Source organism: Microbacterium sp. TPD7012, assembly GCF_003075395.1.
GTDB lineage: Bacteria > Actinomycetota > Actinomycetes > Actinomycetales > Microbacteriaceae > Microbacterium.
In genome coordinates, this window is record NZ_QDFV01000003.1 from 632,794 (window position 1) to 657,708 (window position 24,915).

Consider the following 24,915-nt stretch of genomic DNA (forward strand, 5'->3'; position numbering starts at 1 on the left):
GCGACCGCAGGGGAAACTAGGATCGATCCATGGCTGGATTTTGGGGCAGACGCAAACGCGAACAGGAAGAACTCGCCGCACAGGACGCCGATCTGGCGCGTCGCGCAGAGCAGGCCCTGGTCGGCGCCGACGAGAGGATCCGCACCACCTCCGACGAGCTCGACTTCGCCGAAGCCGAGCTCGGAGCGTCGCTGACCGCCGACCTGCGCAAGGCCCTCGCCGCCGTGCGCACGCATCTGCGCGAGGCGTTCCAGCTGCACCAGCTGAACCACGACGAGATCCCCGACACGGCCGAGGAGCTGCGCACCCGCAACGCGCGCATCCTCCAGCTGTGCGACTGGGCGCAGGACCTGCTCGACGAGAAGACGTCGGTGCTCGCCGCATCCGTCGCCAAGGTGCGCAGGGCGCCAGAGGTGATCGCACAGGTGCGAGCGGATGCCGCGGCGCTGAGCGCGCGCATCCCGCAGACGAACGAATCCGTCTCGCGGCTCTCGGCCCGCTACGCCGAGTCGGCCATGCACCAGATCACGGCCAGCGCCGCCGAGGCCGAGCAGCTGATCGCCTTCGCGACGCACAGCGCCGACATCTCCGAGCGCCGCCGCGCGGCCAAGCAGAACGAAGAGGCCAACCTCGCTCTCGAGACGGCGACCGAGGCCACCCGCCGCGCGTCCGCGCTGCTCGACGCCGTCGAGGACTTCGAGATCGAGGCTCTGCGCGCCGAGTCCACCCTCGCCGAGGTCGTGGCAGACTCCCGCGGCGATCTGATCGCCGCCCGCACCGCCCCGCAGGCTCCCGCGGTCGCCGAAGCGGTCTCCGCTCTCCAGGCCGCGCTGAGCGCACTGACACCGTCCGGCACCCCCAACGACCCCTTCGCGGAGCTGTCGCAGCTCCGCACCGCGAACTCCGCGCTCGACGACGCGATCGCGAAGGCCCGCCACCGCGCCGAGAACCCCCTTCCGAGCATCCCTCAGGTGCAGCACGCGATCGACGACGCCGACCGGCAGCTGGGCGTGGCACGCGGACTCATCTCCGGCCACCGCGGGTGGATCGGTGCCGACGCGCGGACACGCCTCGCGGAGGCCGAACGGCTGCGAGTCGACCTGTCCGATCTGCTCCCGGCCGAGGACACGAGAGAAGAGGCGCTCGTCCAGGCCCGCCGTGTCGCGCACCTGGCATCCGAGGCCCTGCAGCTCGCGCAGCGCGACATCGACTCCTCCCGTCCCGACGACCAGGGCTGGGGTGGTGGCGGCGGCTACGGAGGCGGCGGCTGGGGCGGACGGCCGCGCGGAGGCGGTGGAGGCGACATCGCCTCGGGCATCCTCGGCGGGCTCGTGATCGGCAGCCTCCTCGACGGCATGTTCGACTGACCTCTCACGACCCAACGTCAGAACGGCCCGTCCCCTCAGGGACGGGCCGTTCTCTGGTCTCAGCTCAGGAAGCCAGTGCCTCCGACGGCGGCGCCTGCGTGCTCAGCGCGATCACACCGTAGTCCCAGCCCTTGCGGCGGTAGACGACGCTCGGGTGATCCGTGCGGACGTCGACGAAGAGGAAGAAGTCGTGGCCGACCAGCTCCATGCGGTCGACGGCCTCTTCGACCGTCATCCACTCCGCGTCGAAGCTCTTCGTGCGGATGACGACCGGCGAGTAGCTCTCCTCGTCATCGTTCTGCACCGGGATGGTGCCGGTGGCGACAGCGTGCAGGATGTCGGCGGATGCCGGCTGCACATCGATCCCCTCGAGCTCACCGGTGCCCTTCTCGAAGTGGGCACCGCGCGGGTGCTGGCGTCCGTCGACGCGCTTCTCCTTGGCACGACGCAGCTGCTCGGACATCTTGTCGATCGCGAGATCGAGTGCGACGAACTTGTCGCCGTCCGTCGCCTCAGCTCGGACGACCGGACCCTTTCCGACGAGCGTGAGCTCGACCGTCTCCTCGGGGACGTGGCCGTTGCGGAAGACGCGGTGCGTGACCTTCACGTCCAGCCGTTGCGCTCGACCCGCGAGCGTCTCGACCCTGGCGATCTTCTCCTCGACAACGGTTCGGAAGCGATCGGTGATTCCCACTCCGACGCCGACGATGCTCGTTTCCATTGCTGTCTCCTTGTCCCGGTCCTCCCGGCCAAGGGCGGACCGTTGTCGCCTTGTGGTCCCCAACCGTAGTCCGCCTGCGAGTCGATGTCACTGGTGACTTTCGTCGTGTCGTCGATGAGTTCCCGATGAGTCTCCTTCGAATCCGGCGCGCCGCGGCGTGGCGGCGAGCGCGACCGCCGCGTTCACCCTGAACCCTGCCGCGCGGAGTGCGCGAGCCGCCTCGTCGAGCGTCGCCCCGGTCGTCACGACGTCGTCCACCAGAATCGCCTCGGCTCCGCGACCGGCCCGTCGCGCACGCATCGCACCCCGGACGTTCAGTGTCCGCTCGCGCACCCCGAGACCGCGCTGATCGGCGGGTCTCGCCACGAGGGAGAGCACGCGCTGCGGTGTGTGCCCGGCACGGCGGATGAGCATGTCGGGCACACGGTAGCCGCGCCGGCGGAACGCACTCCTCGCGGTGGGCACCGGCACGATCCACGTCGAGGACGACAGGACGGGCGCCAGGACGATGGCGAGCGCCGACCCGAGAGGACGGGCGAGCTGGGTCTCCCCTTCGCCCTTGAGGCGGCGGATGCAACGCGCTGCGACCCCCTCGTATCGGAGGGCGGCGTGCACGGGCAGTCCGCCCGGCGTCATCCCCCGTTGCGGCGTCGGCGCCAGCCGGTCATGACAGGACGGGCAGAGCAGCCGACCCGGCTCGTCGCACCCCGCGCACGAGGCGGCGAGCAGGAACGCGGCGATCTCGGCGCCGAGGGTGCGAAGAGCGGAAGCGGGCAGCATCCGCCGATCCTCTCGGATCAGGACAGCTCGACGAACGCACGCACGCCGCAGCCGGGGAGAACCGAACGGATCAGCCCGCCGTGCAGGAGGGGCGATTCACTCGCCCGCCCGGGTCGCGAGGACCGAGATCCCCGCGGCGATCTCCCGCCACGCCGAGCCCGCGTGGGCGAAGAGCTGTCCGCCGACGCCGACGACCCGGAGCCCGCCGACCGTCCGCGCGCCGGCGATCGACACGGCATCCTCCGGTGCTGCCTCAGCGGTCCCCGGCCCGCCCACCATCTGGGTGAGCACCTGCGGGCTCTGCGGATCGATGAGGATCCCCAGTCGCTCCGACCCGAGCCACGCCAGCCCGATCGCCGGAGCCGAGAGCTGCGTCACCTGCTTCACGTCGCCGAGCTCGACGGGGATTCCCGCCGGATCGCGCACCACCGCGGCGACCACGACCCAGCGCTGCTGACCGACCGTGACAACGGCGGCCACCCTCGCGCCGTCCGCAGAGACCCGAAGATCGGAGATCGCCGAGGCCGTCGGCCAGGCGTTCGCCACCGGGTGCTCCACGACGTCGCTCCCCCGGGCGTGCACGGCGGTCGGAGCGCCTGCAGGGACCGTCCAGGTGTAGCCGTAGGGGTCCATCGACGGCTCGATCAGGCCCTGCCGCGCGTCGAGCTCGTCGACGCTCCCCTCGCTGACGAGGTAGACGTGATTGTCGGCCAGCTGCACCGCCGCCTGAGAGTCGTCGGTCGCGACGTCGATCGACACGATGGGCTGATCGATCGCGACGATGCCCTGGGTGATCCCGGGGATCGCGGTGACCTCGTCCCCGACGATCCTCCCGAACGACCCGTTCTGCAGGACGAGCGTCCCGACGTCCGGCGGCGCGTCCACCAGCTCGACGACGCCGGCGTCGAGCGTGCGTCCGTCCACGGAGAAGCGCACCTGCGAGACGGACACGCCCGCGGCTTTGAGCGTGGCCTGCAGCTGTGTGCGCATGCGGGACAGGGTGAGCTGGTCGAGTCCGATCGCCGGGCGCGTGAGCGCGACCTCGGCCACCTGGTCGGTGATCAGCACGGCGTCCTGCGCCAGCTGCACGTCGGCCGGGAACGCGGTCTGGACGGCGGGGTCGAGCCAGGCGCTGGGCGATCCGTCGATCAGCGCCTGGGTGACGGTGGTCGCGGGACTCTGCCGACGCGGGAACCACCGCACATCCGGCACGAGCCGAGACCACTCTCCGTCGAAGTACTGCAGCGGGTACCCCTCGAAGACGTTCGAGAACCGGGGCTGGTCGATGACGATGCCGTCGGGTGCCTGCGTGATGCGCCACTCCCCGTCGTCCGTCCGCTCGAGGCTGAACTTCACGGGTGACGGCCCGAGGGCCTCCGCATACGCACCGGATTCGTCGACGCTCGCGACGAGGTCGAGGCGCACCTGCACCTCGGCGCTCTCCGCCTCCTCGACGGCATCCGCCGGGACGGAGGAGGTGAGCACGCGGGTCTCCGTGCCGACGTCGATCGACACTCCCGCGGCCGGACGCCATGCGCGCTGCAGCGCAGGTGCGAGGAACTCGCGCGCCGTCGCCCAGTTCTCCGACGTGGTGATCCCCGCCTCGAGGAAGCCCTCGACGATCTCCTCCGGACCGGCGCCCGCGATCGGTCCCGACGCCACCGGGAGGAAGTCGACGTCCTGCGGCGACTCGCCGAGCACGAGGCCGACCGTGACGTCGCCACTCGTCGGCAGCCCGGCGCACGCGGGCAGCAGCAGCGCCGCGACGATCAGCGCGATGCCGCGCAGCACCCGCGTGCCTCTCCGATCAGTCATCGTCGTCCGGCTCCTTCAGCAGTCCGGGGAGCTCCGCCCAGGAGATGGGCTGGGTCGCGTCGCCGAGCTCGGCGAGCGGCTCCTGCGGCTCGATCGGGATCGGGCTCGGCCCGTCCAGGACCGCGCCGTGCCGCGGGATCGTGAGGACGAAGTTGGTCCCGACGCCGAGCTCCGACCACACCGCGAGGGTGCCGCCGTGCAGAGTCGCGTCGCCGAGCGCGATGGAGAGCCCCAGCCCCGTGCCCCCGAGGGTGCGCTGGCGCGAGGGATCGGCGCGCCAGAAGCGGTCGAAGACGCGTTCGGCGTCGGCGGGCTCCATGCCCAGACCGAAGTCCCGCACACCGGCGGCCACCGCGTGCTGGTTGCTGTCGACCGTCACCACGATCGGTCGTCCTTCACCGTGCTCGATCGCGTTCCCGATGAGATTGCGCAGCACACGGCGGACCCGACGAGGATCCATGTCCACCGGCGAGTAGCCGCCGGGGCCGACGAGTCTCAGCTCGGAACCGCGCCCCTCGGCGAGCGGACGCATCTGCTCGATGATGTCCTCGGCGAGGTGGGCGAGGCTCGTCGCCTCCAGCTCGAGCTGCACGGACCCCGCGTCGTAGCGGCTGATCTCGAGGAGATCGGCGAGCAGCGTGTCGAACCGCTGCACCTGGGTGTGCAGCAGCTCGGTCGTACGGGCGGTCGTCGGATCGAACTCCTCGCGCTGATCGTTGAGCATGTCCGCGGCGAGGCGGATCGTCGTCAGAGGCGTGCGCAGCTCGTGCGACACATCGGACACGAAGCGCTGCTGCACCATCGACAGCTCGCCGAGCTCCTTGATCTGGGCCTCGATGCTGTCGGCCATGGCGTTGAAGGACCGCCCGAGGGTGGCCAGCTCGTCCTCGCCGTGCACCTCCAGACGCACGCCGAGATCGCCCGCCGCGAGGCGCGCGCTCGTCTCGGCGGCCTGCACGATCGGCGTCGCCACCGCGCGGAGCACGATCCAGGAGATCGCCGCGACGATCGCGACGAGACCGATCCCGGCGATCCACAGCGTCCGCTGCACGAACACGAGGGTCTGATCCGCATCGGCGAGGTCGTAGGCGAAGTAGATCGCGAACGGTCCCGCCTCGGGCACGTTCAGCTGCTGTCCGACCACGATCCCCGGCACCTCGCCGCCATCCGCGACGGGAAGGGCCACCGACTGCCAGGCCTGACGATCGGCGAACTCCTCGACACGCGCCTCGATCTCCGGGCTGAGCCGGTTCCTGCTCAGCCCCGCGGTGAAGCCGTTCAGGCGCACGCCGTCCGACTCCGTGTCGATGCGGAAGCCGGCGAGCTGATCGGTGCTCGAGGTTCGCGCCAGGTTCGCCTGGATGCTGCTCCACAGATCGGCGAGAGCAGCCGGGTCGTCGCTCACCTCGGCGACGTCGAGGATGTCCTGCGCCTGGTCGACGGCGCGGCGGGCATCCTGGAGGGCGACGTTCTTGCGCGACACGAAGAGGTCGTTCTGGATGACGAGGGCCATCGTGACGCAGGTGATGAAGATCGCCAGCGACGTCGCGATCAGGGTGATGGTGAGCGTGCGGAACCGCAGCGACCGGCGCCAGAGCGCGGAGAGCACGGTCGGCCATCCGCGCCAGTCGCGGATGACAGCGACGGCCGTGGTGGTCGCTGTCGTCGCGTCCATCGTGCGCCTAACCGACGCTCCCGGCGCGATAGCCGACGCCACGCACCGTCATGACGATCTTGGGATTGTCGGGGTCGAGCTCGACCTTGGCGCGCAGGCGCTGCACGTGCACGTTCACGAGTCGGGTGTCGGCCTTGTAGTGGTAGCCCCAGACCTGCTCGAGCAGCATCTCACGGGAGAACACCTGCTGCGGCTTCGAGGCGAGCGCGACGAGCAGCTGGAACTCCAGCGGGGTGAGAGCGATCGGCGTCGTGCCACGACGCACCTCGTGCGCGTCGACGTCGACCGTGAGGTCGCCGACCTTCAGCTGCTCGCTCGTGGCCTGCGGCGTCGGACGCAGCCGGGTGCGGATGCGTGCGACCAGCTCCTTCGGGTTGAAGGGCTTCACCATGTAGTCGTCCGCCCCGACCTCGAGGCCGCGGACCACATCGGCGGTGTCGCTGCGCGCCGTCAGCATGAGGATGGGGACGCCCGACTCCGCTCTGATGCGCGTGCAGATCTCGATGCCGTCCATGCCCGGGAGCATGAGGTCGAGCAGCACCAGGTCGGGACGCTGCGTGCGCCACTCGTCGACCGCACGTGCGCCGTCGGCGCAGAAGACCGGCTCGAAACCCTCCGTGCGCAGCACGATGCCGATCATCTCGGCGAGCGCGGTGTCGTCGTCGACCACAAGAATGCGTGAGGTCATAACTGTTACCTTATGGCACCGAGTCCCGCGGTCCCCAGGTCTGCGCACCACGTACAGGGATATGACACGATGGGAGCGCTCGATGGAGGGAGTGCTGTGAGTGGTGCGACGTGGACCCCTGCCCCGAAGAAGGGTGTCATCCCCCTTCATCCGCTGACCTTCGGGATGCTGCTGGGGAAGGCCTTCGCTGCCCTCCGGCACAACCCGAAGGTGCTCTTCGGCTTCGCCGTCGTGATCCAGCTCGTCGTCGTGGTCGCCACGGCCGGCGTGATGGGTGTGGTGCTCTTCACCACGTTCTCGCGCCTGGAGACCGTGTCGCCGTCCTCCCCCGACTTCGAGGCCGTGCTCGCCGGCACGATCGCGATCAACATCATCGCGGGGCTCGCGGTCGGTCTGACCTCGATCGCCTTCACGGCGATGATGCAGGGAGTGGTCGCCGCAGAGATCGGCTACGCGTCGATCGGAGTGAAGGCGACGCTCGGGATGCTGTGGCGCAAGATGGCGCCCGCGTTCTGGCGTCTCGCCGGCTTCGCCTCGCTGTCGGTGATCGCGGTGTTCGGGTTCTTCGCGATCGTCGCCCTGATCATCGGGGCCTTCATCGCCGGCGGACTCGGCGGCAGCGTCGAGCTCATCGGGGTCATCGTGCTGGTGGTCGTGCTCATCGGGCTGGCCTCGATCCCGCTGATCGTCTGGCTGAGCACCAAGCTGCTGCTGGTGCCCTCGATCCTCGTGCTCGAGAAGGCGCGCTTCCGCGAGGCGCTCGTGCGTTCCTGGCGCCTCACGCGCGGCCGGTTCTGGGTCGCGTTCGGCGTCACGTTCCTCATCAGCTTCATCATGGGTCTGGCGATGCAGGTCGTGAGCTTCCCCGTCGCGATGCTCAGCTCGCTCCTCGGGTCCGTGGTCGCTCCCACCGGCGAGTACGAGCCCGGTGCGGTCATCGGCTTCATCTTCACGCTCATCGCACCGCAGATCCTGCTCCTCGTGCTCCAGGCCATCACCCTGGTCGTGCAGAGCACGGGATCCGCCCTCGTGTACCTGGACTGCCGGATGCGCTACGAGGGGCTCGATCAGACGCTCATCTCGCACGTGGAGCGTCGTGAGCTCGGCTGGACCGAGGAGCAGCTGGGCGACCCCTTCGCCGTCGATCCGTCGCGGGCCGTGTCCAGCGCTCCTCCTCCCCGGCAGGTGCCGGAGCACGTGATGATGTCCCAGACGCCCGGCTACGCACCGTACGGGGCGCCGGCTCCGCAGGGCTACCCGCCGCAGCCGTACGCCGCGCAGCCCGGCGGCATGCCTCCCTACGCCGGACAGCCCTCCGCGCCGCCGCCGTACGTTCCATCGGCGTACACGCCACAGCCGTACGCACCGCAGCAGCCGGCCGGCGCGCCTCCCGCCGCGTTCGCGCCCGCGCCGCCTCCCGCTCCTGCGGCGCCTCCCGCTCCTGCCGCGCCTCCGGCGTCCTCCGCCCCTCCGGCGCCTCCGACCGACAGCCCGTGGGCCACTCCCGCGGACGGCGGCTGGGCCGCCCCGGGAAGCGGCGACGGCACGGCATGATCCGACCGTCCGACGATCTGTTCGTCCCCGACGGGGACGAGGCGCGGCGCTGGGCCGAGGAGGAGCTCTCCAATCCCCGCTACGCCGATGCGAAGCCGACCTGGTTCGATCTCGTCGCCCGCGACATCGGGAGGTTCATCGCCGACCTCTTCACGTCCGACAACGGCGCGAACGTCGGGCCCTGGGCGCTCATCATCGTGACGGCGATCATCGTCGCGGCACTCATCACCGCGCTCATCATCTGGGGACGCCCGCGGAGCTCGAGGGCCGTGCGCCGGGCGCGGACCGACCTCCTGGGCGAGCAGGACGACCGCACGGCCGCGCAGCTCAGAGCGGATGCCGAGCGCAGCGCCCGCGACGGAGACTGGGACACCGCCACGATCCTCCGTTACCGCGCGATCGCGCGCAGCCTGCTGGAGCGCGACCTCATCGATCCGGCGCCCGGGGCGACCGCGCAATCGATCGCCCGGGAGGCCAGCGCGGTGTTCGCCGACGAGGCCGGCGCGATGCGTCGCGCAGCGGTGTCCTTCGACGACGTGCGCTATCTGCGCCACCCCGCGACCGAGGAGAGCTACCGCGACCTCGCGGCCACGGATGAGCGACTGCGCGCGCGACGCCTCGAGGCGGTGCCCGCGTGACCTCGATCGAGCAGGCGAGTGCGGAGTCCACCGCAGACGCCCGACCCCGGCGCGTGCGCACGATCGTGGGATGGGTGATCGTCGTCGCGCTCGTCCTGCTCGTCGCGTTCGTCGCCCTCCGCGTGAGCGCGAGCGGCCCTGGCGCGCGCGGCACGCTCGATCCGGAAGGGCGCGACGACTCCGGCGCTCTCGCCCTCGCCGAGATCCTGCGCGACCAGGGTGTGGAGGTGTCGGTCGCCCGATCCCGTGCCGAGGCCCGCGCGGCGGTCGGCGACGACACGACCCTGGTGATGACGAACCCCTACACGCTGAGCGACGACGCCCTCGCCGAGCTGCTCGAGCCCGCCGACCGGATCGTCTTCCTCTCGACGGGCACGCACCTGCTGAACGTCCTCGACATCGGCGAGAACGCCCCGGGGAGCTCCGCGCCCGCGGATGCGGAGTGCGACGTCCCGGAGTTCGCCGAGGTCGGGACGATCCGCGCCGACCGGTTCTTCTCCCCCGCCGACGGCGTCGAGGCCTGCTTCGGCGACGCCGACGGCGCCGCGGTCCTCGTCGATGACCGCGCGGACCGCGACGTCCTCGTCGTGGAGGGCACGAAGCTCTTCAGCAACGCCTACCTCGCCGAGAACGGCAACGCCGCCCTCGCTCTCGCGCTCCTCGGTCAGACCGAGCGGGTCGTCTGGTACGTGCCGTCGTTCGGCGACACCGACATCGAGGGCCAGTCGCCCGACACGCTGGGCAGCCTCACACCTCCGTGGGTCACGCCCGTCATCCTGCTGCTCCTCGCCGCCGGGGTCGCCGCCGCGATCTGGCGCGGCCAGCGCTTCGGACCGCTCGTCGCCGAGACTCTTCCGGTGACCGTGCGCGCATCCGAGACCATGCACGGGCGCGCGCGTCTCACGGCGAAGGCCGGCGACGCACCCCACGCGGGGCAGGCGCTCCGCGACGGTGCGCAGCGCCGTCTCGCCCGCCGCCTCGGGCTCGCGGTCCACGCCGGTTCCGACGAGGTCGCCGACGCGGCATCCGATCGCCTCCGGATCCCCCGCGGCACGCTGCAGGCGCTGCTCGCGGGCCCGCTCCCCGCAGACGACGCCGCCCTCGTCGAGCTCGCCCGACGGCTCGACGAGCTCGAGGCCGCCGTGGAGGCGAGCATGCACACCACCAGGGGCGAGTCGTGATCCGCATCCGAACCGCCGTCCATCCATCCCCACGGAAGCCGAGGCCACCACGTGACCGTTGACAACCACTCCGCCGACGACGCCGCGCTGCGTCAGGCAATGCACCGGGTGCGCACCGAGGTCGACAAGGCCGTCGTCGGTCAGGCCGGCACCGTGACGGGCCTGCTCGTCTCGCTGCTCGCCCGAGGGCACGTGCTGCTCGAAGGCGTGCCCGGTGTCGCGAAGACCCTGGTCGTGCGCTCGTTCGCGCGGGCTCTCGGGCTCGACACGAAGCGCGTGCAGTTCACGCCCGACCTCATGCCCGGCGACGTGACCGGCTCCCTCGTGTACGACGCGCGCACCGGGGAGTTCGACTTCCGTGCGGGCCCGGTGTTCACGAACATCCTGCTCGCCGACGAGATCAACCGCACGCCGCCGAAGACGCAGGCAGCTCTCCTCGAGGCGATGGAGGAACGCCAGGTCTCCGCTGACGGCGTGAGCCGGCCGCTGCCCGATCCGTTCCTCGTCGCGGCCACGCAGAACCCGATCGAGCACGAGGGGACGTACTCGCTGCCCGAGGCGCAGCTCGACCGCTTCCTCATGAAGCTCGTCGTCGGGATGCCGGAGCGCGATGCCGAGGTCTCCGTCCTGCGCCGGCACGCGGAGGGCTTCTCACCGCGCGACCTGACCGGCGTCGAGTCCGTCGTCACGGCAGACGAGATCCGCGCGGCGCAGGCGGCCGCGGGGCGCGTCGAGGTCACCGACGACGTCCTCGGCTACGTCGTCGATCTCGCCAGGGCGACGCGTCAGTCCCCGTCCGTCGAGCTCGGGGCGAGCCCGCGCGCGTCGACGGGGCTTCTCGCCGCCGCGAAGGCATGGGCATGGCTCAACGCCTCCTCCGCCGTCACCCCCGACCACGTCCAGACCATGCTGGTGCCGGTCTGGCGCCATCGCCTGCAGCTGCGCCCTGACGCCCAGATGGAGGGCGTGTCGGCGGATGCCGTGCTCACCTCGGTCGTGCAGCAGACCAGGGTGCCGATCTAGGTGTTCGTCACCGGCCGCCTCGCCCTCGCCCTCGCCGTGGGCGTGATCCCGCTCGTCCTGGCCGGACTCGCGGGCTATCCGGCGTACGCGGTGCTCGGCGGATGGATCGCGCTCTGCCTCCTGCTGACCGGGATCGACATCGCCCTCGCGGCCAGTCCTCGAAGTGTCACGGTGACGCGCCGCGTGCCGAAGCGCACGCGGATCGGCGAGCCGGTGCCGGTGAGCGTCGCCCTGCAGAATCACGGTGAGCGCACGCTGCACGCGGTGATCCGCGACGCCTGGCAGCCGACGGCCGGGGCATCGCCCGCGCGCCCGCAGCTGAGCATCCCTCCCGGGGAACGCGCACGGGTCGCGATCCCGCTGCTGCCTCGCCGCCGCGGCGAGCTGGTGAGCGAGTTCGTCATGATCCGCTCCCGCGGTCCACTCGGCCTGGCCGGTCGGCAGACGCGGCACCGAGTGCGCGGGGCGATCCGTGTGCTGCCCGCCTTCTCCTCCCGCAAGCATCTCCCCTCGCGACTCGCGAGACTGCGCGAACTCGACGGCAACACGAGCATCCAGGTCCGCGGGCAGGGCACCGAGTTCGACTCGCTGCGCGAGTACGTGCGCGGCGACGACGTGCGGTCGATCGACTGGCGAGCGACCGCGCGCGCCGGAACGACCATGCTGCGCACCTGGCGGCCGGAGCGCGACCGTCACGTGGTCATCATCATCGACACCGGACGCACGGCGGCCGCTCGGGTGGGCGACGGCACGCGCGTCGACGCCTCGCTCGAGGCGGCGCTCCTGCTCGCCGCGCTCGCCTCGCGCGCCGGGGATCACGTGCACCTGCTGATGTACGACCGTGTGGTGCGCGGCCGCGTCACCGGCGTCGACGGCACGGCCCTGCTCCCCGCCATGACCGACGCGATGGCCCCGGTGCATGCACGTCTGGTCGACACCGACTGGCACGGCGCATTCGCCGCCGTCCGCACGCTCACGACCCGCCCCTCGCTCATCGTCGTGCTCACCGCGCAGGACGCCGCGGAGTCCGCCAGGGCGTTCCTCGGTGCCTTCCCCGACGCGTCTCGTGCGACGACGGTGCTGGTCGGATCGGTGACGGATGACGACATCGCGGATCTCGCCCGTCGGCGAGGCTCACGCGAGGAGATCTATCTCGCCGCGGCTGCCGAGCGCACGCTCAGGGATGCGGAGAACGTCGCGGACGCGATCCGTCGCGCCGGGGGCGAAGCGATCGCCGCAGACCCGGAGGAGCTTCCGCCGCGCATCGCCGACCGCTACCTCGAGCTCAAGGCCGCCGGCCGGCTCTGATCCGTCGGACCGGGGTCACCCGGCGACGAGTCGCGGGGTGCCGGCCTCGTACTCCACCAGATCGCCGGTCGCGCCTCGGCGGTGGGCCCGACCGCCGATCACGATCATGTAGATGAGGAACACGGCGAGCGCGGCCGCACCGATGCCGATCTTCACCGGCCAGGGCAGCGACCAGCCGGTGATGAAGCCCTCGACCAGGCCTGCGAGGAACAGCGCGAACACCAGCCCGAGCGCCACCGTCGCCAGCGACCTGCCCTCTTCCGCGAGCGCCTCGCCGCGGGAGCGGGGCCCTGGCGCGACCCAGGCCCAGAAGATGTGCAGACCGGCGGCCGCGGCGACGAAGATGCAGGTCAGCTCGAGCATGCCGTGCGGGAGGATGTAGAGCAGCATGACATCGGCCTTGTCGTGCGCGGCCATCACGGCGCCCGACAGACCGAGGCCCATCGCGTTCTGCACGAGCACGGCGATCGGCCAGATTCCGGTCACGCCGAAGAGCACGCACTGCATCGCGATCCAGGCGTTGTTCGTCCAGACCATCCCCATGAACTCGGCGGCGGGGTTCTCGGTGTAGTAGCCCGTGAAGCTCTCGTCCGCATACTGTTCGAGCGCATCCGGCGGACCGAGCGTCGCGATGAGCGCCGGATCGTTCGCGATCCACGCGGCGGTGCCGACGCCGATCGCGATGAACGACACGGCGATGATGGCCGTGGTCCAGCGCAGCCGGTACAGGGCTGCGGGCAGCTGGAGGCTGAAGAACCGCGCGGTCTGCGTCAGGATGCTGTCCGAGGCCCCGGTGAGGCGGAGCCGCGCGCGCACGAGGATCGTGGAGAGGTAGGCACCCTGGGGCGACTCCCCCACCGAGGTCTTGAGCTCGGCGAGATCCGCGGACGCCGCGCGGTAGCGCACGATCAGCTCGTCGACACCCGCCCCGTCCAGGCGGGCGCGGCTCAGCTCGTCCAAGCGCTCCCATTCGGCGCGGCGTGCATCAGACAGCGCATCGGCATCCACCTGATTTACTGTACTCATGTCCGTCCCGATCGATGCGTCCGACGAGGTGCTCTCCGGCGAGGCCGTCGCGATCGACGTGCAGCCGGTCGGCTTCCTGCTCCGCGCCTTGGGCGCCCTGATCGACATGGTGGTCGGGTTCGCCGTCTTCATCCTGTGGCTGTTCCTGCGCATCTGGCTGCTCGACGCCGGTGTGCTCGACGACGCCACGGACCGCATCGCGACGGTCGCCGCACTGGTGGTCAGCTTCGTGGTGCTGCCGATCACCGTGGAGGTCGCCACGAAGGGCCGCAGCCTCGGAAAGCTCGCGGTCGGCGGGCGGATCGTGCGTGTCGACGGTGGCGCTGCGGGCTTCCGCCACGCGTTCATCCGCGCCCTGCTGGGTGTGCTGGAGATCTACGGCACGTTCGGCGGCGTCGCCGTCCTCACGGGCGCCTTCAACTCCCGTTCCCAGCGCCTGGGCGATCTGGTCGCGGGAACGTACAGCCAGCGTGTTCGCACCCCACGGCTCATCCCGATCGTGCCGGTCCTTCCGCCGGAGCTCGGCGGCTGGGCGCAGATCGCCGACGTGGCGCGACTTCCCGACCGGCTCGCGCGGCGCATCTCCCAGTTCCTGCAGAGCGCTCCTCGCCTGGTCCCTGCAGCGCGGGCCAGGGTCGCCCAGGACCTGCTCGCCGAGGCGACCCCCTACGTGTCGCCGATGCCTCCCGCGCATCCGGAGGCCGTGCTGATCGGCATCACCGTGCTGCGCAGGGAGCGGGAGCGCCGCGCCCTGGAGAACTCCGATCGGCGGGCCGAGAAGCTCACCGGTCGTCGCGTCGGGGTCTGAGCGGCTCTCGTCACCCGCCGCGCCGCGCGCTCAGTAGCGGTAGTGATCGAGCTTGTAGGGCCCGTCGACGGGAACCCCGATGTATGCGGCCTGTCCGTCGGTCAAGGTGGTCAGCTGCACGCCCAGGGCGTCGAGGTGCAGGCGCGCGACCTTCTCGTCCAGTGCCTTCGGCAGCGTGTACACGCCGGTCGGATACGCCTCGATGTTCGTGAACAGCTCGAGCTGCGCCAGCACCTGATTCGTGAACGACGCGCTCATCACGAACGATGGGTGGCCGGTGGCGTTGCCGAGGTTCATCAGGCGTCCCTCGCTGAGGACGAGCACGCTGCGACCGTTCGGCATCCGCCATTCGTGCACCTGCGGCTTGATCTCGATCTTCTCCGCGCCGGGCAGCGCCTCGAGCCCCGCCATGTCGATCTCGTTGTCGAAGTGGCCGACGTTCGCGACGATCGCCAGGTGCTTCAGCGCCTGCAGGTGCTCGGTGGTGACCACGTCGCGGTTCCCCGTGCCGGTCACGACGATGTCGACCTCGCCGGCCACATCGAGCAGCCGCGCCACCTGGAAGCCGTCCATCGCGGCCTGCAGCGCGCAGATCGGATCGACCTCGCTGACGATGACGCGCGCGCCCTGTCCGCGCAGCGCCTCGGCCGCTCCCTTGCCGACGTCGCCGTAGCCGCAGACGAAGGCGACCTTGCCGCCGATGAGCACGTCCGTGGCGCGGTTCAGTCCGTCGGGGAGGGAGTGGCGGATGCCGTACTTGTTGTCGAACTTGCTCTTGGTCACCGAGTCGTTGACGTTGATGGCCGGGAACAGCAGTCCGCCGGCCGCTGCGAGCTCGTACAGGCGGTGCACGCCCGTCGTGGTCTCCTCCGTGACGCCGAGGAGACCAGCGGCGACCTTGGTCCAGCGGTCCGGCGACGAGGCGAGCGAACGACGCAGCAGGTCGAGGATGATCGTGTACTCGTGCGAGTCGTCCGCTGTCGTGGCGGGAACAGCGCCCGCCTTCTCGGATTCCGCGCCCTTGTGCACGAGCAGTGTGGCGTCGCCGCCGTCGTCGAGGACCAGGTTCGGACCGTCGAAGCCCTCGGCGGACCAGTCGAAGATGCGCTCGGTGCAGGCCCAGTACTCCTCGAGGCTCTCACCCTTCCAGGCGAAGACGGGCACGCCGGCGGGGGCGTCGACCGTTCCGTCGGGCCCGACCACCACCGCGGCCGCGGCCTCGTCCTGCGTGGAGAAGATGTTGCAGCTGGCCCAGCGCACCTGCGCACCGAGCGCGACGAGCGTCTCGATCAGCACCGCGGTCTGCACGGTCATGTGCAGGGACCCGGCGATGCGGGCGCCCGTCAAGGGCTGCGCCGCGCCGAACTCCTCCCGGAGCGCCATGAGGCCAGGCATCTCGTTCTCCGCGAGTCGCAGCTGGTGACGGCCGGCTTCGGCGAGGGACAGGTCGGCGACGCGGTACTCGAGCTCTGGCATGCCCCCATTGTTCCAGTCCCCCGCGGCGGACCGCCATGTGTCAGAAGCGGATCGCGTCGATCACCTTCACCCGCAGCGCGACGAGGGCGGGGATGAAGCCGGACACCGCACCGACGATGACCGAGGCGACGAGGCCGATCACCGCCGCCCGCATCGGGAACGGCGGCACATCCTGCATCCCGATGAACATCGTCGTGAGCAGCCAGTCCGAGCGGAGCACGGCGACGATGATCGCGATCCCGATCGCTCCCGCGACGGTCGTGGCCACGAGGCTCTCCAGGAACACCGAGAAGAACACCCGTCCCGAACTCGCTCCGAACGCACGTCGGACGCCGATCTCGCGCACGCGCTGACGCATCGCCACGAGCTGGATGTTGATGAGGCTCAGCGCGCCGAGGGCGAGGATCACGGCGGCGATGCCGCCCGTCACCATCTCGAAGGTCGCCTGCGCGTCCATCGTCCCCGGCTGAGCAGCCCAGTCCGACCGGCTCACCGAGACCGTCTGTCCCTCGGGGAGCCCGGCACGCAGGTCCATCGCGAGCACCGGACCGATCTCGTTCGCCTGTTCCGGGCCGACCCAGATCTCGTACTGCGACCAGGCGTCCTCGGGGAGCGCGTCGACGCGCTCGCGGTACGCGTCGTACAGCAGATCGATGCGGAGCTCCTCGTCGCCGAATCCCTGCCGCGGGACCACGCCGACGACCTGGTAGGTGCCGCCGCCCGCCCCAGTGAGCGTCACGATCGGATGCTCGGCGAGCGGCACGCGCCCGATGCGGTCCCACAGCGGCTCGGAGATGACGGCCGCGGGTGCCAGCGCCTCGATGTCGGAGTCGCGAAGCCAGCGACCCTCCAGGAGCTTCTCGCGATGGATCTCCGAGTACACCGGATCCATCAGTCGTGCGTTGACGTCGGTGATGCCCTCCGGGAGCCGGATTCCCACGGTCATCCCCTGCACGATGCGCGCGGTATGGCTGAAGGAGAATCGCTCGCCGACTCGTGCGAAGCGCTCGTCGAAGTCGTCTATGTCGACCGGGGCGCCCTCGTCTCCGCTCACGCCGACGACGATGGTCGCCGCCCTGCCGCCCCAGCGATCGGACTGCTCGGCCTGGTACTGGCGCTGATACTCGGAGATCGCGACGACCGCGGTGAGGGCGCCGACGGAGACGGCGATGCCGATCAGGCTGAGGAGGACGCGGAGCTTGTGGACGCGGATCTCGGCCCAGGCGTCGGCGAGCGCACCGAGGAAGCCGGTCACGCGCGCGCTCCGTCCGGCGGGGCCGGCACCGCTGCGGCGAGCGTGGACGCCTCGAAGGCCCGACCGAGGTCGGCCGGTGCGAGAGCTCCGGCATCCAGTCGGTAGTGGCGCCGTGCGCGCGCGGCGACGTGCAGGTCGTGCGTGATCGTGACCAGCGCCGCCTCCGTCTCGGTGGCCACCTCGTCGAGGAGCGACATGACGGACGCTCCGGTGTCGATGTCGAGCGCACCGGTGGGCTCGTCTGCGAGGATCAGCACGGGCCTGCGCACCAGAGCGCGGGCGATCGCGACGCGCTGCTGCTCACCGCCCGACAGCCGATCAGCGACCTGGTCGACGCGATGCCCGAGCCCCACGCGCTCCAGCATGTCCGCGGCGATCTGCCGACGGTTCCAGAACATCCGCCCCTTCGCGTGGCCGAGAGGCATCATGACGTTGTCGATCGCGGTGCGTCCCGGCAGCAGATTGAACTGCTGGAACACGAACCCGACGTTGTCGCCCCGCAGCCGGTCGAGCCGTCCCGAACGCATGCGGCGCACCTCGCGGCCCTCGAAGGCGACGGTGCCGGACGTGGGCGCGTCGAGCATGCCGAGGATGTTGAGCAGTGTGGACTTGCCCGAGCCGGAGCGGCCGACGATCGAGACGTGGTCTCCTGCGCTCACCTCGAGATCGATGCCGCGGAGGATCTCGAGCCGCGAGTCGTCGGCCAGCAGCACGCTCTTCTCGACGTCCTGCAGAGCGACGAGCGTCACCAGTTCATCCCGCTGTCGCACTGCTCGACCCCGGGAGAGACCTCGTAGCAGAACTCCTCGACCGGAGCCACGAACCCCGGCACGAACTGCCGGATGCTGTCGCCCTCCTCGAGCCCCTCGACGACCTCGACCATGACGCCGTCGTTGACCCCGAGCTTCACCGCGCGTTCCTCCGGCTCGGTGCCGTCGCCGGCATCGACCCAGACGTTCCCGGTTCCGGCGCCGCCCTGCACGGCCGTGACGGGGATCACGAGCGCGTCCTCGACCTGGCCGAGGGCGAGATCCATGGTCGCGGGAAGACCGGCGAAGACCGTCTGATCGCCGGGGATGGCGCAGCGGACGCTCGCCGTGCCCTCAGCGCTGACCTGCACCCCCACGCCCGTGCAGACGAAGGGTGCCGGGCCGCCGGCGATCGTCACGGTGCCCTCGGTCGGCGCGTTCACCAGGCGGTACAGCTGGACGGGCTCCACGGTGGCCAGCAGGTGATAGCGCGCCGGGGTGAGGGTGTAGGACTCGGTGCCGACGGATACCGTCTGCCCCTTGACCAGGGCGATCTCCGACACGTCGCCGCCCTCCGGAGCGAGCACGTCGATGTCCGCGCGGGGGTCCTCCTTGCGCACGGTGAAGAGCGCCTGCCCCGCCGCGACCGTGGCTCCTTCCCCGACATGGACGGCCGTGACCGTGCCGTTCAGCTCGCTCCGCACACCGTACTTGTCATCCCGCGCGACGTTCCCGCTCAGGCTCAGCGCGTTGACGACAGAACCACGCTCCACCGCCACGACGGGATCCGTGATCCCCGCCTCCGGGCTGACGACGCTCTCGGCGCGGTCGGGGAAGAAGGCGATCTTGACGAGCGCCGCGGCGCACGCTCCGAACACGAGCACGAGGAGGAGGGGGAAGATCCAGCGACGCCAGACGATCACGGCAGCCTTTCCGAACGCGCCGCTCTGACGGGCCCGCGGCCAGAGTACTCAGACGCCCTCTCCGGTCATCGCGACCTCTCCCGCGTGTCGTCGGGATGCGGTCAGGCGCGAAGGGCCTCGTGCCGGACGACGATCCAGCCGGACGGGACCGACATGCGGTCCGCGTGCGGAGAGCACAGGTCGTGCGCCTGCGGATCGTTCGCCGCGCCGAGCGGTCCGAGTGCCGCCATCTGATCGCGGTAGTCGTAGGTGAGCGTGGCCACCGCTTCTCGCGCGCAGCCGACCTTCGAGCAGAGTCGTCCGTCCATCAACGCAACAGTACGGTGCCGCAGTGCCGGCCGCCGGATGCCGCGCCGCGCGCAGCGGCACCGCTTAGACTTTCGTCATGCCCCGTCGCCGATCCGCTCGCACCTCCGCAGCCCCTCGGCGCGGAGCACGGCACGGGCGTCACGGGCGGCTCGGACGCAGCGAGGTCGTCCGACCTCCTCTTGCTCCCCTCGACGGCCGACTCGACCGATTCGACCTGACCGTGGGCACCGCTGTCGAGTTCCTCCGCGGCACCTGGCCGGAACTCCAGGAGGTGCGATTCGAGATCGGTGCGATCCCGGCCTTCGACGCCACCGACGAGGTGCCGCGCTGGCACCTCGACCGTGAGAACCGTCGGATCGTGCTGTTCCGCCTGCCGATCGAACGTCTCCTGCCACCCGGTCACGATGACGCGGCGCATCGCCGGATGGCGATCGAGAGCGCGGTGTTCCGCGCGGCGGCCGAGTACGTCGGGCGAGAGCCCTGGGATCTCGGCCACGACCACTGACCGCGTCCCCGCTCAGGGAACGCCGGCACTCGACGTCAGGGGTAGACGGTGATCGTCTGCTCGGCCCCGGCGCCGGCCTGCACGGGCAGCACCGCGAGTGCGCCCGGCTCCGTCATCGTGACGGCGGCGTGAACCGTGGCCGACGTCCGCAGCAGGTACGTCGTCCCCGGCTCCACGTCGGCACTCACCGACTCTCCCGCCCGGACGACGATCTCCTCGGCGCCGCCCCCGTCTGCAGGCTCGAGCGACACCGTGGCATCCTCGTCCGCGGTGTTCGTGATCTGCAGCTGCGCCGTCGGTCCCTCGGGGACGGCGACGAGGACGTCGGCATCGATCTCAGGAGCCGGGGTCACCCAGGCGAAGTCGGATCCCAGGCCGGCGCCGTCCTGCTGACGCACGGCAGCCACCACGGCGACGTCGGCCTCCACCTCGACCGAGTACGTACCGGGTGCCAGTCCGCTCAGCGAGACGTCGGCCGGGGTCGCGGACGACAGCGGGACGGTGAACTCGTTCGCCACGTCGCGTGACCCGGTGGCCCGCACGACGATGCGGGCCTGCCCGTCCGCGTCCGGAGAGAGGAGCCGCATGACGTTCATGTCCGCCTCGTCGCCCTCGACGGGGAACGACTGCACTCCGGAGAACACGAGGTTCTGCTGCGCACCCGCCACCGCGTCCTGCAGATCGATGCCGGCGGGATCGAGAACCCGCACGAGGGAGGACTGCAGGACGGCACGCACCGGCGCGCCCACCGCGTTGACCTTGACGACCGGGGCGTCGTTCCCGGCCGCGATCGACGAGAGGGGAAGAGCGAGCTGCGTGCCGGCCGGCACCACCACGGTGCGCGCGCTGCGCGTGGTGCCGTAGACGGACAGCGTCACCGTGGTCGGAACCTTCCCGGCATTGGCCAGGGTCACGATGTCCTCGGTACCGGTGCCGACGCTCCCGCCGACGAGCCAGGACTCGAGGCGGGGTTCGCCGCACGCCAGGGCGGCGAACCCCGCGAGGTCATCTTCCGCGATGGTCACGGACTCCGCCGCCGCGATCAGCGGCGCGGTGCGGCCCTCGACCGTGCCGGTGAGCACGCGGACCTCGCCGGCATCCGGCAGGTCAGGGCTCTCGAGCGTCGTGGTCGACGGACGACCCGAGGTGCCGGCGTCGGTGAGGGTCGGCGATGCGGCGGAGCGCATGTCCAGAGGGGCCGACGAGTCCCGCCCGAGCGCGCGCAGATCGCCGTTGCAGACGAGGACGGTGTCGCCGGGCAGCGGTGTGACCTGGACCTGGGCGGGGTCGTGGCTGATCTCGGGCCACGGCGCATGGATCGCCGCGAGGACACCGACCGTGCACGCGACCGCGACCGCGACCCCGGTGATGAGGCGGGCGCTGGTGGCGGCGACTCGGAAAGCACGGGTGCCGTTCATCGGTTGTCCTCCTCGGCGGCATCGGCGGGCGACGCCGCATCGGCGGATGGCACTGCCTCGTCGGACGGCACTGCGTCGTCGGACGGTGACGGCTGCTCGGAGGCCGAGGCATCAGAGGCAGCCCCCTCATCAGAGGCAGCCTCCTCATCAGAGCGCACATCCTCGTCCGAAGGAACCTCGTCCGCCGACGATTCCTCGTCGGAGGGAGCGGATGCTTCGTCGGAGATCGCCTCGTCCTCGGGCCCCGGCGCCTCGTCGGGTGATTCCACACCGACGAGCGGATCGTCGGAGATCGCGTCCTCGGTCTCGCCGGTCGCGACGGTCGGCACGGTCGCCTCCGCGATCCCGGCGTCGTCGTCCTCCCGATCCTCCGCGTGCCGCGGGAGCACGAGCGGCTCCTCGGGAACCCGGCCGACGATGCGGGACTGCGAGCGAGCGGCGCGGCGCGATGCGCGCGTCGGGACGGACAGCAGCAGGGCGGCGAAGACGAACACGAGCTGCAGGGTGATCACCAGGCGCGCCGTGCCCTGCTGGGTCTGCGTCAGCGCCTCCGGTGCTGCCGCGTCGGCCTCCAGCCGCCACAGCACGCCGCGCTCCGTGGTGCCGGCGTGCACGAAACCGGGACGCTGGTCGATCGAGGTGACGGCCGTCGTCCCCAGCGCACGCGCCTTGTCGCTCTGTCCTCCGGGGAGCTGAGCGAGCAGCACATAGCTGATGCCCTGCTTCGCCAGTTCACCCGGAGCATCGAAGTCGCGAGCCGAGAGCAGGTCGACGGCGAGCGTGGTGATGTCGGTCCCCTGCGGTTCGACGGCGGTGGTCATCATGGTCGACTGGGCTCCGAGAGTCTCACTCGCTCCCCAGGCGACATCGACGGCCAGGCCGCCGTCATCCTGAGGTGTGAGGACCAGGGTGGCGATCTGCTGATCCCCGGCGGCCTGCGCCGCGACATAGGCCGGCAGCGTCGAGGTCGGGCCGTTCGTCAGGGCCGACCGGTCGAGGTGGAACGCCGTGAGGGCCGGCACCGCGCACACCACGAGCGCGACGGCCGCGATCGAGGTGGCGACCAGGCGGAGTCGTGGCAGGGTGAGCGCGGTGTCCAGCGTGACCAGCGCCGCGCCCACGAGACCGATCCACGCGAGGCTGAGACCGGCACCGGGCCAGATGGCGACCGGATTGCCCTGCGTGAAGCTCACGGTGATGCCGACAGCGAGGAACGCCGTCGCGAGTCCCGCCAGCGTCACGGTGAGGAGCGTGATGCCGGCGCGCCAGCGGGGGGCGACCGCGGCGGCGAGAGCGAGCAGGGCGATCGGAGCGCACAGCAGTGGCGCCCAGCTGCCGATCACGGCCGGAGCGAAGACCGTCCACCCGGCGAAGTCGCTCGTCGGGAACCCGGTCGCGAGTGCGAGGCGCCCGGCGGCGTCGGCGCTCGCCTGCGGGCCGGCCCAGATGAATCCGGGATCGCCGAGCAGTGCGAGCGGCGAGCCGTGCGCGACCTGCCAGAAGATGAGCGGCGCGAACAGCAGCGCCGTCGGAAGCGGGAGCCAGAGCTGCCGGCCGGCGCCGCGGAACTGCGCCGTCGCGAGCGTGATGCCGATCGCGACGACCCAGAGCAGCGCCAACGCGGGCGCCAGCGACGGCGCGCACGCGACGACCGCGGCGAGCAGGAGCGAGGCGGCGCCCGCAGCTCCCCAGGACCGGTGCGCGACGACAGCCGCGTGGAAGAGCCAGGGAAGCAGGAGATGCACGAGCACGGCGCTCGGCCGTCCGTCGACGAGCGCCGTCAGGAAGGTCGGCGCCATCGCCCAGGCCACGCCGGCGAAGATCCGGAGACCCGCACGGTCGGTGACGCGCGTGGCTGCGAACCATCCCCCGAGAACAGCGAGCGGAAGGGCGAGGATCCAGAGCAGCACGAGCGTGAAGGAGGGACCGGCCGGCCAGAGCGTGCCGAGGATGGCGACGACTCCGGCGAACGGATCGGCGGGGCCGACCAGATCGAGACCGACGCCGCGGAGCCCCCAGGCCGCATCGCTCCACAGAGCGGACACCGTGTCCCGCAGGGGCAGCAGTGCTCCGCCGCCGACGGTCGGCCATGCCAGCACCGTGGTGAAGGAGGCGATGCTCACCACCAGCGCGGCCAGCACGGCCCACGCGCCGCCGCCGGAGAAGAAGCGCAGCTCGCTGACAGCACCGCCCTCGCTGCCGTGTCCGTCGTCGAGACGGCGACGCAGCTGCGACGACGTGACCCGCAGTGGAGCGATGCTCGCCCAGGTGGAGGCGCGGAAGGAGCGGATGCGGGCACGCGAGCGTGCGACGGCGTTGACGCGCAGCATCGCGGTGAGCGCGGCGGCCCACTCGGGGATCACCGCTTCCGGTCGCTTGCCGATGAGGTGCGTGATCGATCGCCAGAGCGCGAGCGGGAGGAGCGCCAGCCAGTGCAGGGGCACCACCGGCGCCGGGGCGTAGGCGAGGCGGCGATGCAGCTGTGCGAGACGTCGGACGTAGGCTCGGCGCGAGCCACCGGAGGGCAGAGCCGCAGGCCCGTCCGGAGCCGCCGAGATGCGCGCACTCGGTGCGAGCACGACGCGGCCGCCCCCGAGGCGGGCGCGGACCCCGAGATCGAGACCTTCATCGGCCCCGGCGAGCGCAGGGTCCGGGCGCAGCGCGTCGCGGACCTCGCCCCGGATGAGGATGCCGCGGATGTCGGACCCGAGCACGTCGTCCATGCCGTCGTGCTGTCCCTGGTCGAGCTCCCCCGCGGCCAGTTCGACCGAGCGTCCGAGTGTCGTCATCGTCACGCCGAGCGAGACGATCTCCCTCTCGTTGTCGGTCGCGACCAGCTTGGGAGCGACGATCACCGCGGAGGGCGAACGCTCCAGCATCCCGCTGAGCCGCTCGAGGGCGCGCGGGTGAGGTGCGGTGTCCTGGCCGAGGAGCCAGATCGCGGTTCCGTCGGCGACGCGGGGGCGTGCGAGTTCCACGGCCTCGGCGAACGACGTCGTCGCGCGCGCCTCGATGATGCCCTCGACCGTGCCGGCGACCGTCTCGCTCTCGCGAGCGGTCGTCGCATCGCCGCACATGACGAGGGTCACCGCGGCAGGAGGTGTCGTCTGGGACCGGACGGCGTCGAGAGTGCGGAGGAGCTGCGCGCGGGCAGAGGATCCGGGGCGCGCGACGATGATGGCGTGAACTCGGGCTGGCATGACGTGGTCAGCCTAAGCGCGCGATCCGCGCCTCTGGAGCAGTGGACGCGGCGCGCCCGCGAAGCCGGATGCGATCAGCTCGCGCGACGCTTGAGCTTGCGGCGCTCGCGCTCGGAGAGTCCGCCCCAGATTCCGAAGCGCTCGTCGTTGTTGAGCGCGTACTCGAGGCATTCCCCTCGGACATCGCACGTGGTGCAGATGCGCTTGGCGTCTCGCGTGGATCCGCCCTTCTCCGGGAAGAAGGCCTCGGGATCGGTCTGCGAGCAGAGAGCGTCGCTCTGCCAGGCGAGGGCGTTGTCGTCTTCGGCGTTCGGCTTCCGAACCCCCGGCACTCCGAGGTTGATCGGATCGACGAACCAGTTCTCCGGTACGTCGGAACGGTATCCCGTCATCTCGATCTCCAACCCTGTCTCCGCCCCCCGGCGGGCCGTGCTCACACTAATTACACCCGTGTCATTCGCTCCGGTCAAGTCGCGGATCGTAAACCCTCAAGCCG

General features: G+C 71.1%; 22 protein-coding genes. 8 read left to right on the top strand and 14 right to left on the bottom strand.

Annotation, left to right across the window (positions count from 1 at the left end; all coding sequences use genetic code 11):
* The first annotated feature begins 29 nt into the window (after nucleotides 1–29).
* Nucleotides 30–1,367, top strand: coding sequence for a hypothetical protein (locus DC434_RS11220; protein ID WP_116635344.1), 1,338 nt, complete (start codon nucleotides 30–32; stop codon nucleotides 1,365–1,367).
* A 64-nt stretch (nucleotides 1,368–1,431) separates the two neighbouring features.
* Here DC434_RS11220 and raiA read toward each other — a convergent pair whose 3' ends face one another.
* From raiA to mtrA, 5 genes are all read right to left on the bottom strand, one after another.
* Complete coding sequence (gene raiA / locus DC434_RS11225) at nucleotides 1,432–2,088, bottom strand: ribosome-associated translation inhibitor RaiA (RefSeq protein ID WP_116635345.1); 657 nt, start codon at nucleotides 2,086–2,088, stop codon at nucleotides 1,432–1,434.
* A gap of 87 nt (nucleotides 2,089–2,175) precedes the next feature.
* Entirely contained in the window at nucleotides 2,176–2,868 is a 693-nt protein-coding gene (locus DC434_RS11230; RefSeq protein WP_116635346.1) for a phosphoribosyltransferase family protein, read from the bottom strand.
* Nucleotides 2,869–2,964: 96 nt separating this feature from the next.
* On the bottom strand, nucleotides 2,965–4,683 hold the full coding sequence (locus DC434_RS11235) for an LpqB family beta-propeller domain-containing protein (RefSeq protein ID WP_116635347.1): 1,719 nt from the start codon (nucleotides 4,681–4,683) through the stop codon (nucleotides 2,965–2,967).
* Nucleotides 4,676–6,358 carry an MtrAB system histidine kinase MtrB gene (gene mtrB / locus DC434_RS11240; protein ID WP_116635348.1) on the bottom strand — a complete coding sequence of 561 codons (1,683 nt, stop codon included), beginning with the start codon at nucleotides 6,356–6,358 and terminating at the stop codon, nucleotides 4,676–4,678. The genes DC434_RS11235 and mtrB overlap by 8 nt, the downstream gene beginning before the upstream one ends.
* 7 nt (nucleotides 6,359–6,365) lie before the next feature.
* Nucleotides 6,366–7,046, bottom strand: a complete 681-nt coding sequence (gene mtrA / locus DC434_RS11245; RefSeq protein ID WP_116635349.1) for an MtrAB system response regulator MtrA — start codon at nucleotides 7,044–7,046, stop codon at nucleotides 6,366–6,368.
* Between the two features lie 96 nt (nucleotides 7,047–7,142).
* Here mtrA and DC434_RS11250 point away from each other — a divergent pair, with 96 nt between their 5' ends.
* The 5 genes from DC434_RS11250 (at nucleotide 7,143) to DC434_RS11270 (ending at nucleotide 12,750) form a co-directional block, all read left to right on the top strand.
* Nucleotides 7,143–8,600 (top strand): glycerophosphoryl diester phosphodiesterase membrane domain-containing protein, encoded by a 1,458-nt coding sequence (locus DC434_RS11250; protein ID WP_116635350.1) that lies wholly within the window; start codon nucleotides 7,143–7,145, stop codon nucleotides 8,598–8,600.
* Nucleotides 8,597–9,238 carry a DUF4129 domain-containing protein gene (locus tag DC434_RS11255; RefSeq protein ID WP_116635351.1) on the top strand — a complete coding sequence of 214 codons (642 nt, stop codon included), beginning with the start codon at nucleotides 8,597–8,599 and terminating at the stop codon, nucleotides 9,236–9,238. The genes DC434_RS11250 and DC434_RS11255 overlap by 4 nt, the downstream gene beginning before the upstream one ends.
* On the top strand, nucleotides 9,235–10,419 hold the full coding sequence (locus tag DC434_RS11260; protein ID WP_116635352.1) for a DUF4350 domain-containing protein: 1,185 nt from the start codon (nucleotides 9,235–9,237) through the stop codon (nucleotides 10,417–10,419). The genes DC434_RS11255 and DC434_RS11260 overlap by 4 nt, the downstream gene beginning before the upstream one ends.
* Nucleotides 10,420–10,518: 99 nt before the next feature.
* On the top strand, nucleotides 10,519–11,442 hold the full coding sequence (locus DC434_RS11265) for a MoxR family ATPase (protein WP_243408905.1): 924 nt from the start codon (nucleotides 10,519–10,521) through the stop codon (nucleotides 11,440–11,442).
* Entirely contained in the window at nucleotides 11,443–12,750 is a 1,308-nt protein-coding gene (locus tag DC434_RS11270) for a DUF58 domain-containing protein (protein ID WP_116635354.1), read from the top strand.
* Nucleotides 12,751–12,765: 15 nt separating this feature from the next.
* Here DC434_RS11270 and DC434_RS11275 read toward each other — a convergent pair whose 3' ends face one another.
* Nucleotides 12,766–13,758, bottom strand: coding sequence for a stage II sporulation protein M (locus DC434_RS11275; RefSeq protein ID WP_116635355.1), 993 nt, complete (start codon nucleotides 13,756–13,758; stop codon nucleotides 12,766–12,768).
* 16 nt (nucleotides 13,759–13,774) lie between these two features.
* Between DC434_RS11275 and DC434_RS11280 the strand changes: the two genes are divergently transcribed.
* Nucleotides 13,775–14,584 carry an RDD family protein gene (locus DC434_RS11280; RefSeq protein WP_116635356.1) on the top strand — a complete coding sequence of 270 codons (810 nt, stop codon included), beginning with the start codon at nucleotides 13,775–13,777 and terminating at the stop codon, nucleotides 14,582–14,584.
* A 30-nt stretch (nucleotides 14,585–14,614) separates the two neighbouring features.
* Here DC434_RS11280 and ahcY read toward each other — a convergent pair whose 3' ends face one another.
* From ahcY to DC434_RS11305, 5 genes are all read right to left on the bottom strand, one after another.
* Nucleotides 14,615–16,060 (bottom strand): adenosylhomocysteinase, encoded by a 1,446-nt coding sequence (gene ahcY / locus DC434_RS11285; protein ID WP_116635357.1) that lies wholly within the window; start codon nucleotides 16,058–16,060, stop codon nucleotides 14,615–14,617.
* 40 nt (nucleotides 16,061–16,100) lie between these two features.
* On the bottom strand, nucleotides 16,101–17,315 hold the full coding sequence (locus DC434_RS11290) for an ABC transporter permease (protein WP_116635358.1): 1,215 nt from the start codon (nucleotides 17,313–17,315) through the stop codon (nucleotides 16,101–16,103).
* Complete coding sequence (locus DC434_RS11295) at nucleotides 17,312–18,064, bottom strand: ABC transporter ATP-binding protein (RefSeq protein ID WP_116635359.1); 753 nt, start codon at nucleotides 18,062–18,064, stop codon at nucleotides 17,312–17,314. The genes DC434_RS11290 and DC434_RS11295 overlap by 4 nt, the downstream gene beginning before the upstream one ends.
* Complete coding sequence (locus DC434_RS11300) at nucleotides 18,061–18,987, bottom strand: biotin/lipoyl-binding protein (RefSeq protein WP_116635360.1); 927 nt, start codon at nucleotides 18,985–18,987, stop codon at nucleotides 18,061–18,063. The genes DC434_RS11295 and DC434_RS11300 overlap by 4 nt, the downstream gene beginning before the upstream one ends.
* 101 nt (nucleotides 18,988–19,088) lie before the next feature.
* Nucleotides 19,089–19,295 carry a DUF3499 family protein gene (locus DC434_RS11305; RefSeq protein ID WP_116635361.1) on the bottom strand — a complete coding sequence of 69 codons (207 nt, stop codon included), beginning with the start codon at nucleotides 19,293–19,295 and terminating at the stop codon, nucleotides 19,089–19,091.
* Between the two features lie 77 nt (nucleotides 19,296–19,372).
* Here DC434_RS11305 and DC434_RS11310 point away from each other — a divergent pair, with 77 nt between their 5' ends.
* Nucleotides 19,373–19,801, top strand: coding sequence for a hypothetical protein (locus tag DC434_RS11310; protein WP_243408895.1), 429 nt, complete (start codon nucleotides 19,373–19,375; stop codon nucleotides 19,799–19,801).
* 35 nt (nucleotides 19,802–19,836) lie between these two features.
* Here DC434_RS11310 and DC434_RS11315 read toward each other — a convergent pair whose 3' ends face one another.
* From DC434_RS11315 to DC434_RS11325, 3 genes are all read right to left on the bottom strand, one after another.
* Nucleotides 19,837–21,219: a DUF5719 family protein gene (locus DC434_RS11315; protein WP_116635362.1), complete on the bottom strand. Its 1,383-nt coding sequence runs from the start codon at nucleotides 21,217–21,219 to the stop codon at nucleotides 19,837–19,839.
* On the bottom strand, nucleotides 21,216–24,419 hold the full coding sequence (locus DC434_RS11320; protein ID WP_243408896.1) for a glycosyltransferase: 3,204 nt from the start codon (nucleotides 24,417–24,419) through the stop codon (nucleotides 21,216–21,218). Before DC434_RS11320 ends, DC434_RS11315 begins: the two co-directional genes overlap by 4 nt.
* Before the next feature lie 74 nt (nucleotides 24,420–24,493).
* Nucleotides 24,494–24,811: a WhiB family transcriptional regulator gene (locus DC434_RS11325; RefSeq protein ID WP_116635434.1), complete on the bottom strand. Its 318-nt coding sequence runs from the start codon at nucleotides 24,809–24,811 to the stop codon at nucleotides 24,494–24,496.
* Between the last annotated feature and the right edge of the window lie 104 nt (nucleotides 24,812–24,915).

What these genes read in the sequence shown, in the direction of transcription:
- DC434_RS11220 (WP_116635344.1), top strand. Translation starts at nt 30, where the DNA reads ATGGCTGGATTTTGGGGCAGACGCAAACGCGAACAGGAAGAACTCGCC.
- raiA (WP_116635345.1), bottom strand. Translation starts at nt 2,088, where the DNA reads ATGGAAACGAGCATCGTCGGCGTCGGAGTGGGAATCACCGATCGCTTC.
- DC434_RS11230 (WP_116635346.1), bottom strand. Translation starts at nt 2,868, where the DNA reads ATGCTGCCCGCTTCCGCTCTTCGCACCCTCGGCGCCGAGATCGCCGCG.
- DC434_RS11235 (WP_116635347.1), bottom strand. Translation starts at nt 4,683, where the DNA reads ATGACTGATCGGAGAGGCACGCGGGTGCTGCGCGGCATCGCGCTGATC.
- mtrB (WP_116635348.1), bottom strand. Translation starts at nt 6,358, where the DNA reads ATGGACGCGACGACAGCGACCACCACGGCCGTCGCTGTCATCCGCGAC.
- mtrA (WP_116635349.1), bottom strand. Translation starts at nt 7,046, where the DNA reads ATGACCTCACGCATTCTTGTGGTCGACGACGACACCGCGCTCGCCGAG.
- DC434_RS11255 (WP_116635351.1), top strand. Translation starts at nt 8,597, where the DNA reads ATGATCCGACCGTCCGACGATCTGTTCGTCCCCGACGGGGACGAGGCG.
- DC434_RS11265 (WP_243408905.1), top strand. Translation starts at nt 10,519, where the DNA reads ATGCACCGGGTGCGCACCGAGGTCGACAAGGCCGTCGTCGGTCAGGCC.
- DC434_RS11280 (WP_116635356.1), top strand. Translation starts at nt 13,775, where the DNA reads ATGTCCGTCCCGATCGATGCGTCCGACGAGGTGCTCTCCGGCGAGGCC.
- ahcY (WP_116635357.1), bottom strand. Translation starts at nt 16,060, where the DNA reads ATGCCAGAGCTCGAGTACCGCGTCGCCGACCTGTCCCTCGCCGAAGCC.
- DC434_RS11305 (WP_116635361.1), bottom strand. Translation starts at nt 19,295, where the DNA reads ATGGACGGACGACTCTGCTCGAAGGTCGGCTGCGCGCGAGAAGCGGTG.
- DC434_RS11310 (WP_243408895.1), top strand. Translation starts at nt 19,373, where the DNA reads ATGCCCCGTCGCCGATCCGCTCGCACCTCCGCAGCCCCTCGGCGCGGA.
- DC434_RS11315 (WP_116635362.1), bottom strand. Translation starts at nt 21,219, where the DNA reads ATGAACGGCACCCGTGCTTTCCGAGTCGCCGCCACCAGCGCCCGCCTC.
- DC434_RS11320 (WP_243408896.1), bottom strand. Translation starts at nt 24,419, where the DNA reads ATGCCAGCCCGAGTTCACGCCATCATCGTCGCGCGCCCCGGATCCTCT.
- DC434_RS11325 (WP_116635434.1), bottom strand. Translation starts at nt 24,811, where the DNA reads ATGACGGGATACCGTTCCGACGTACCGGAGAACTGGTTCGTCGATCCG.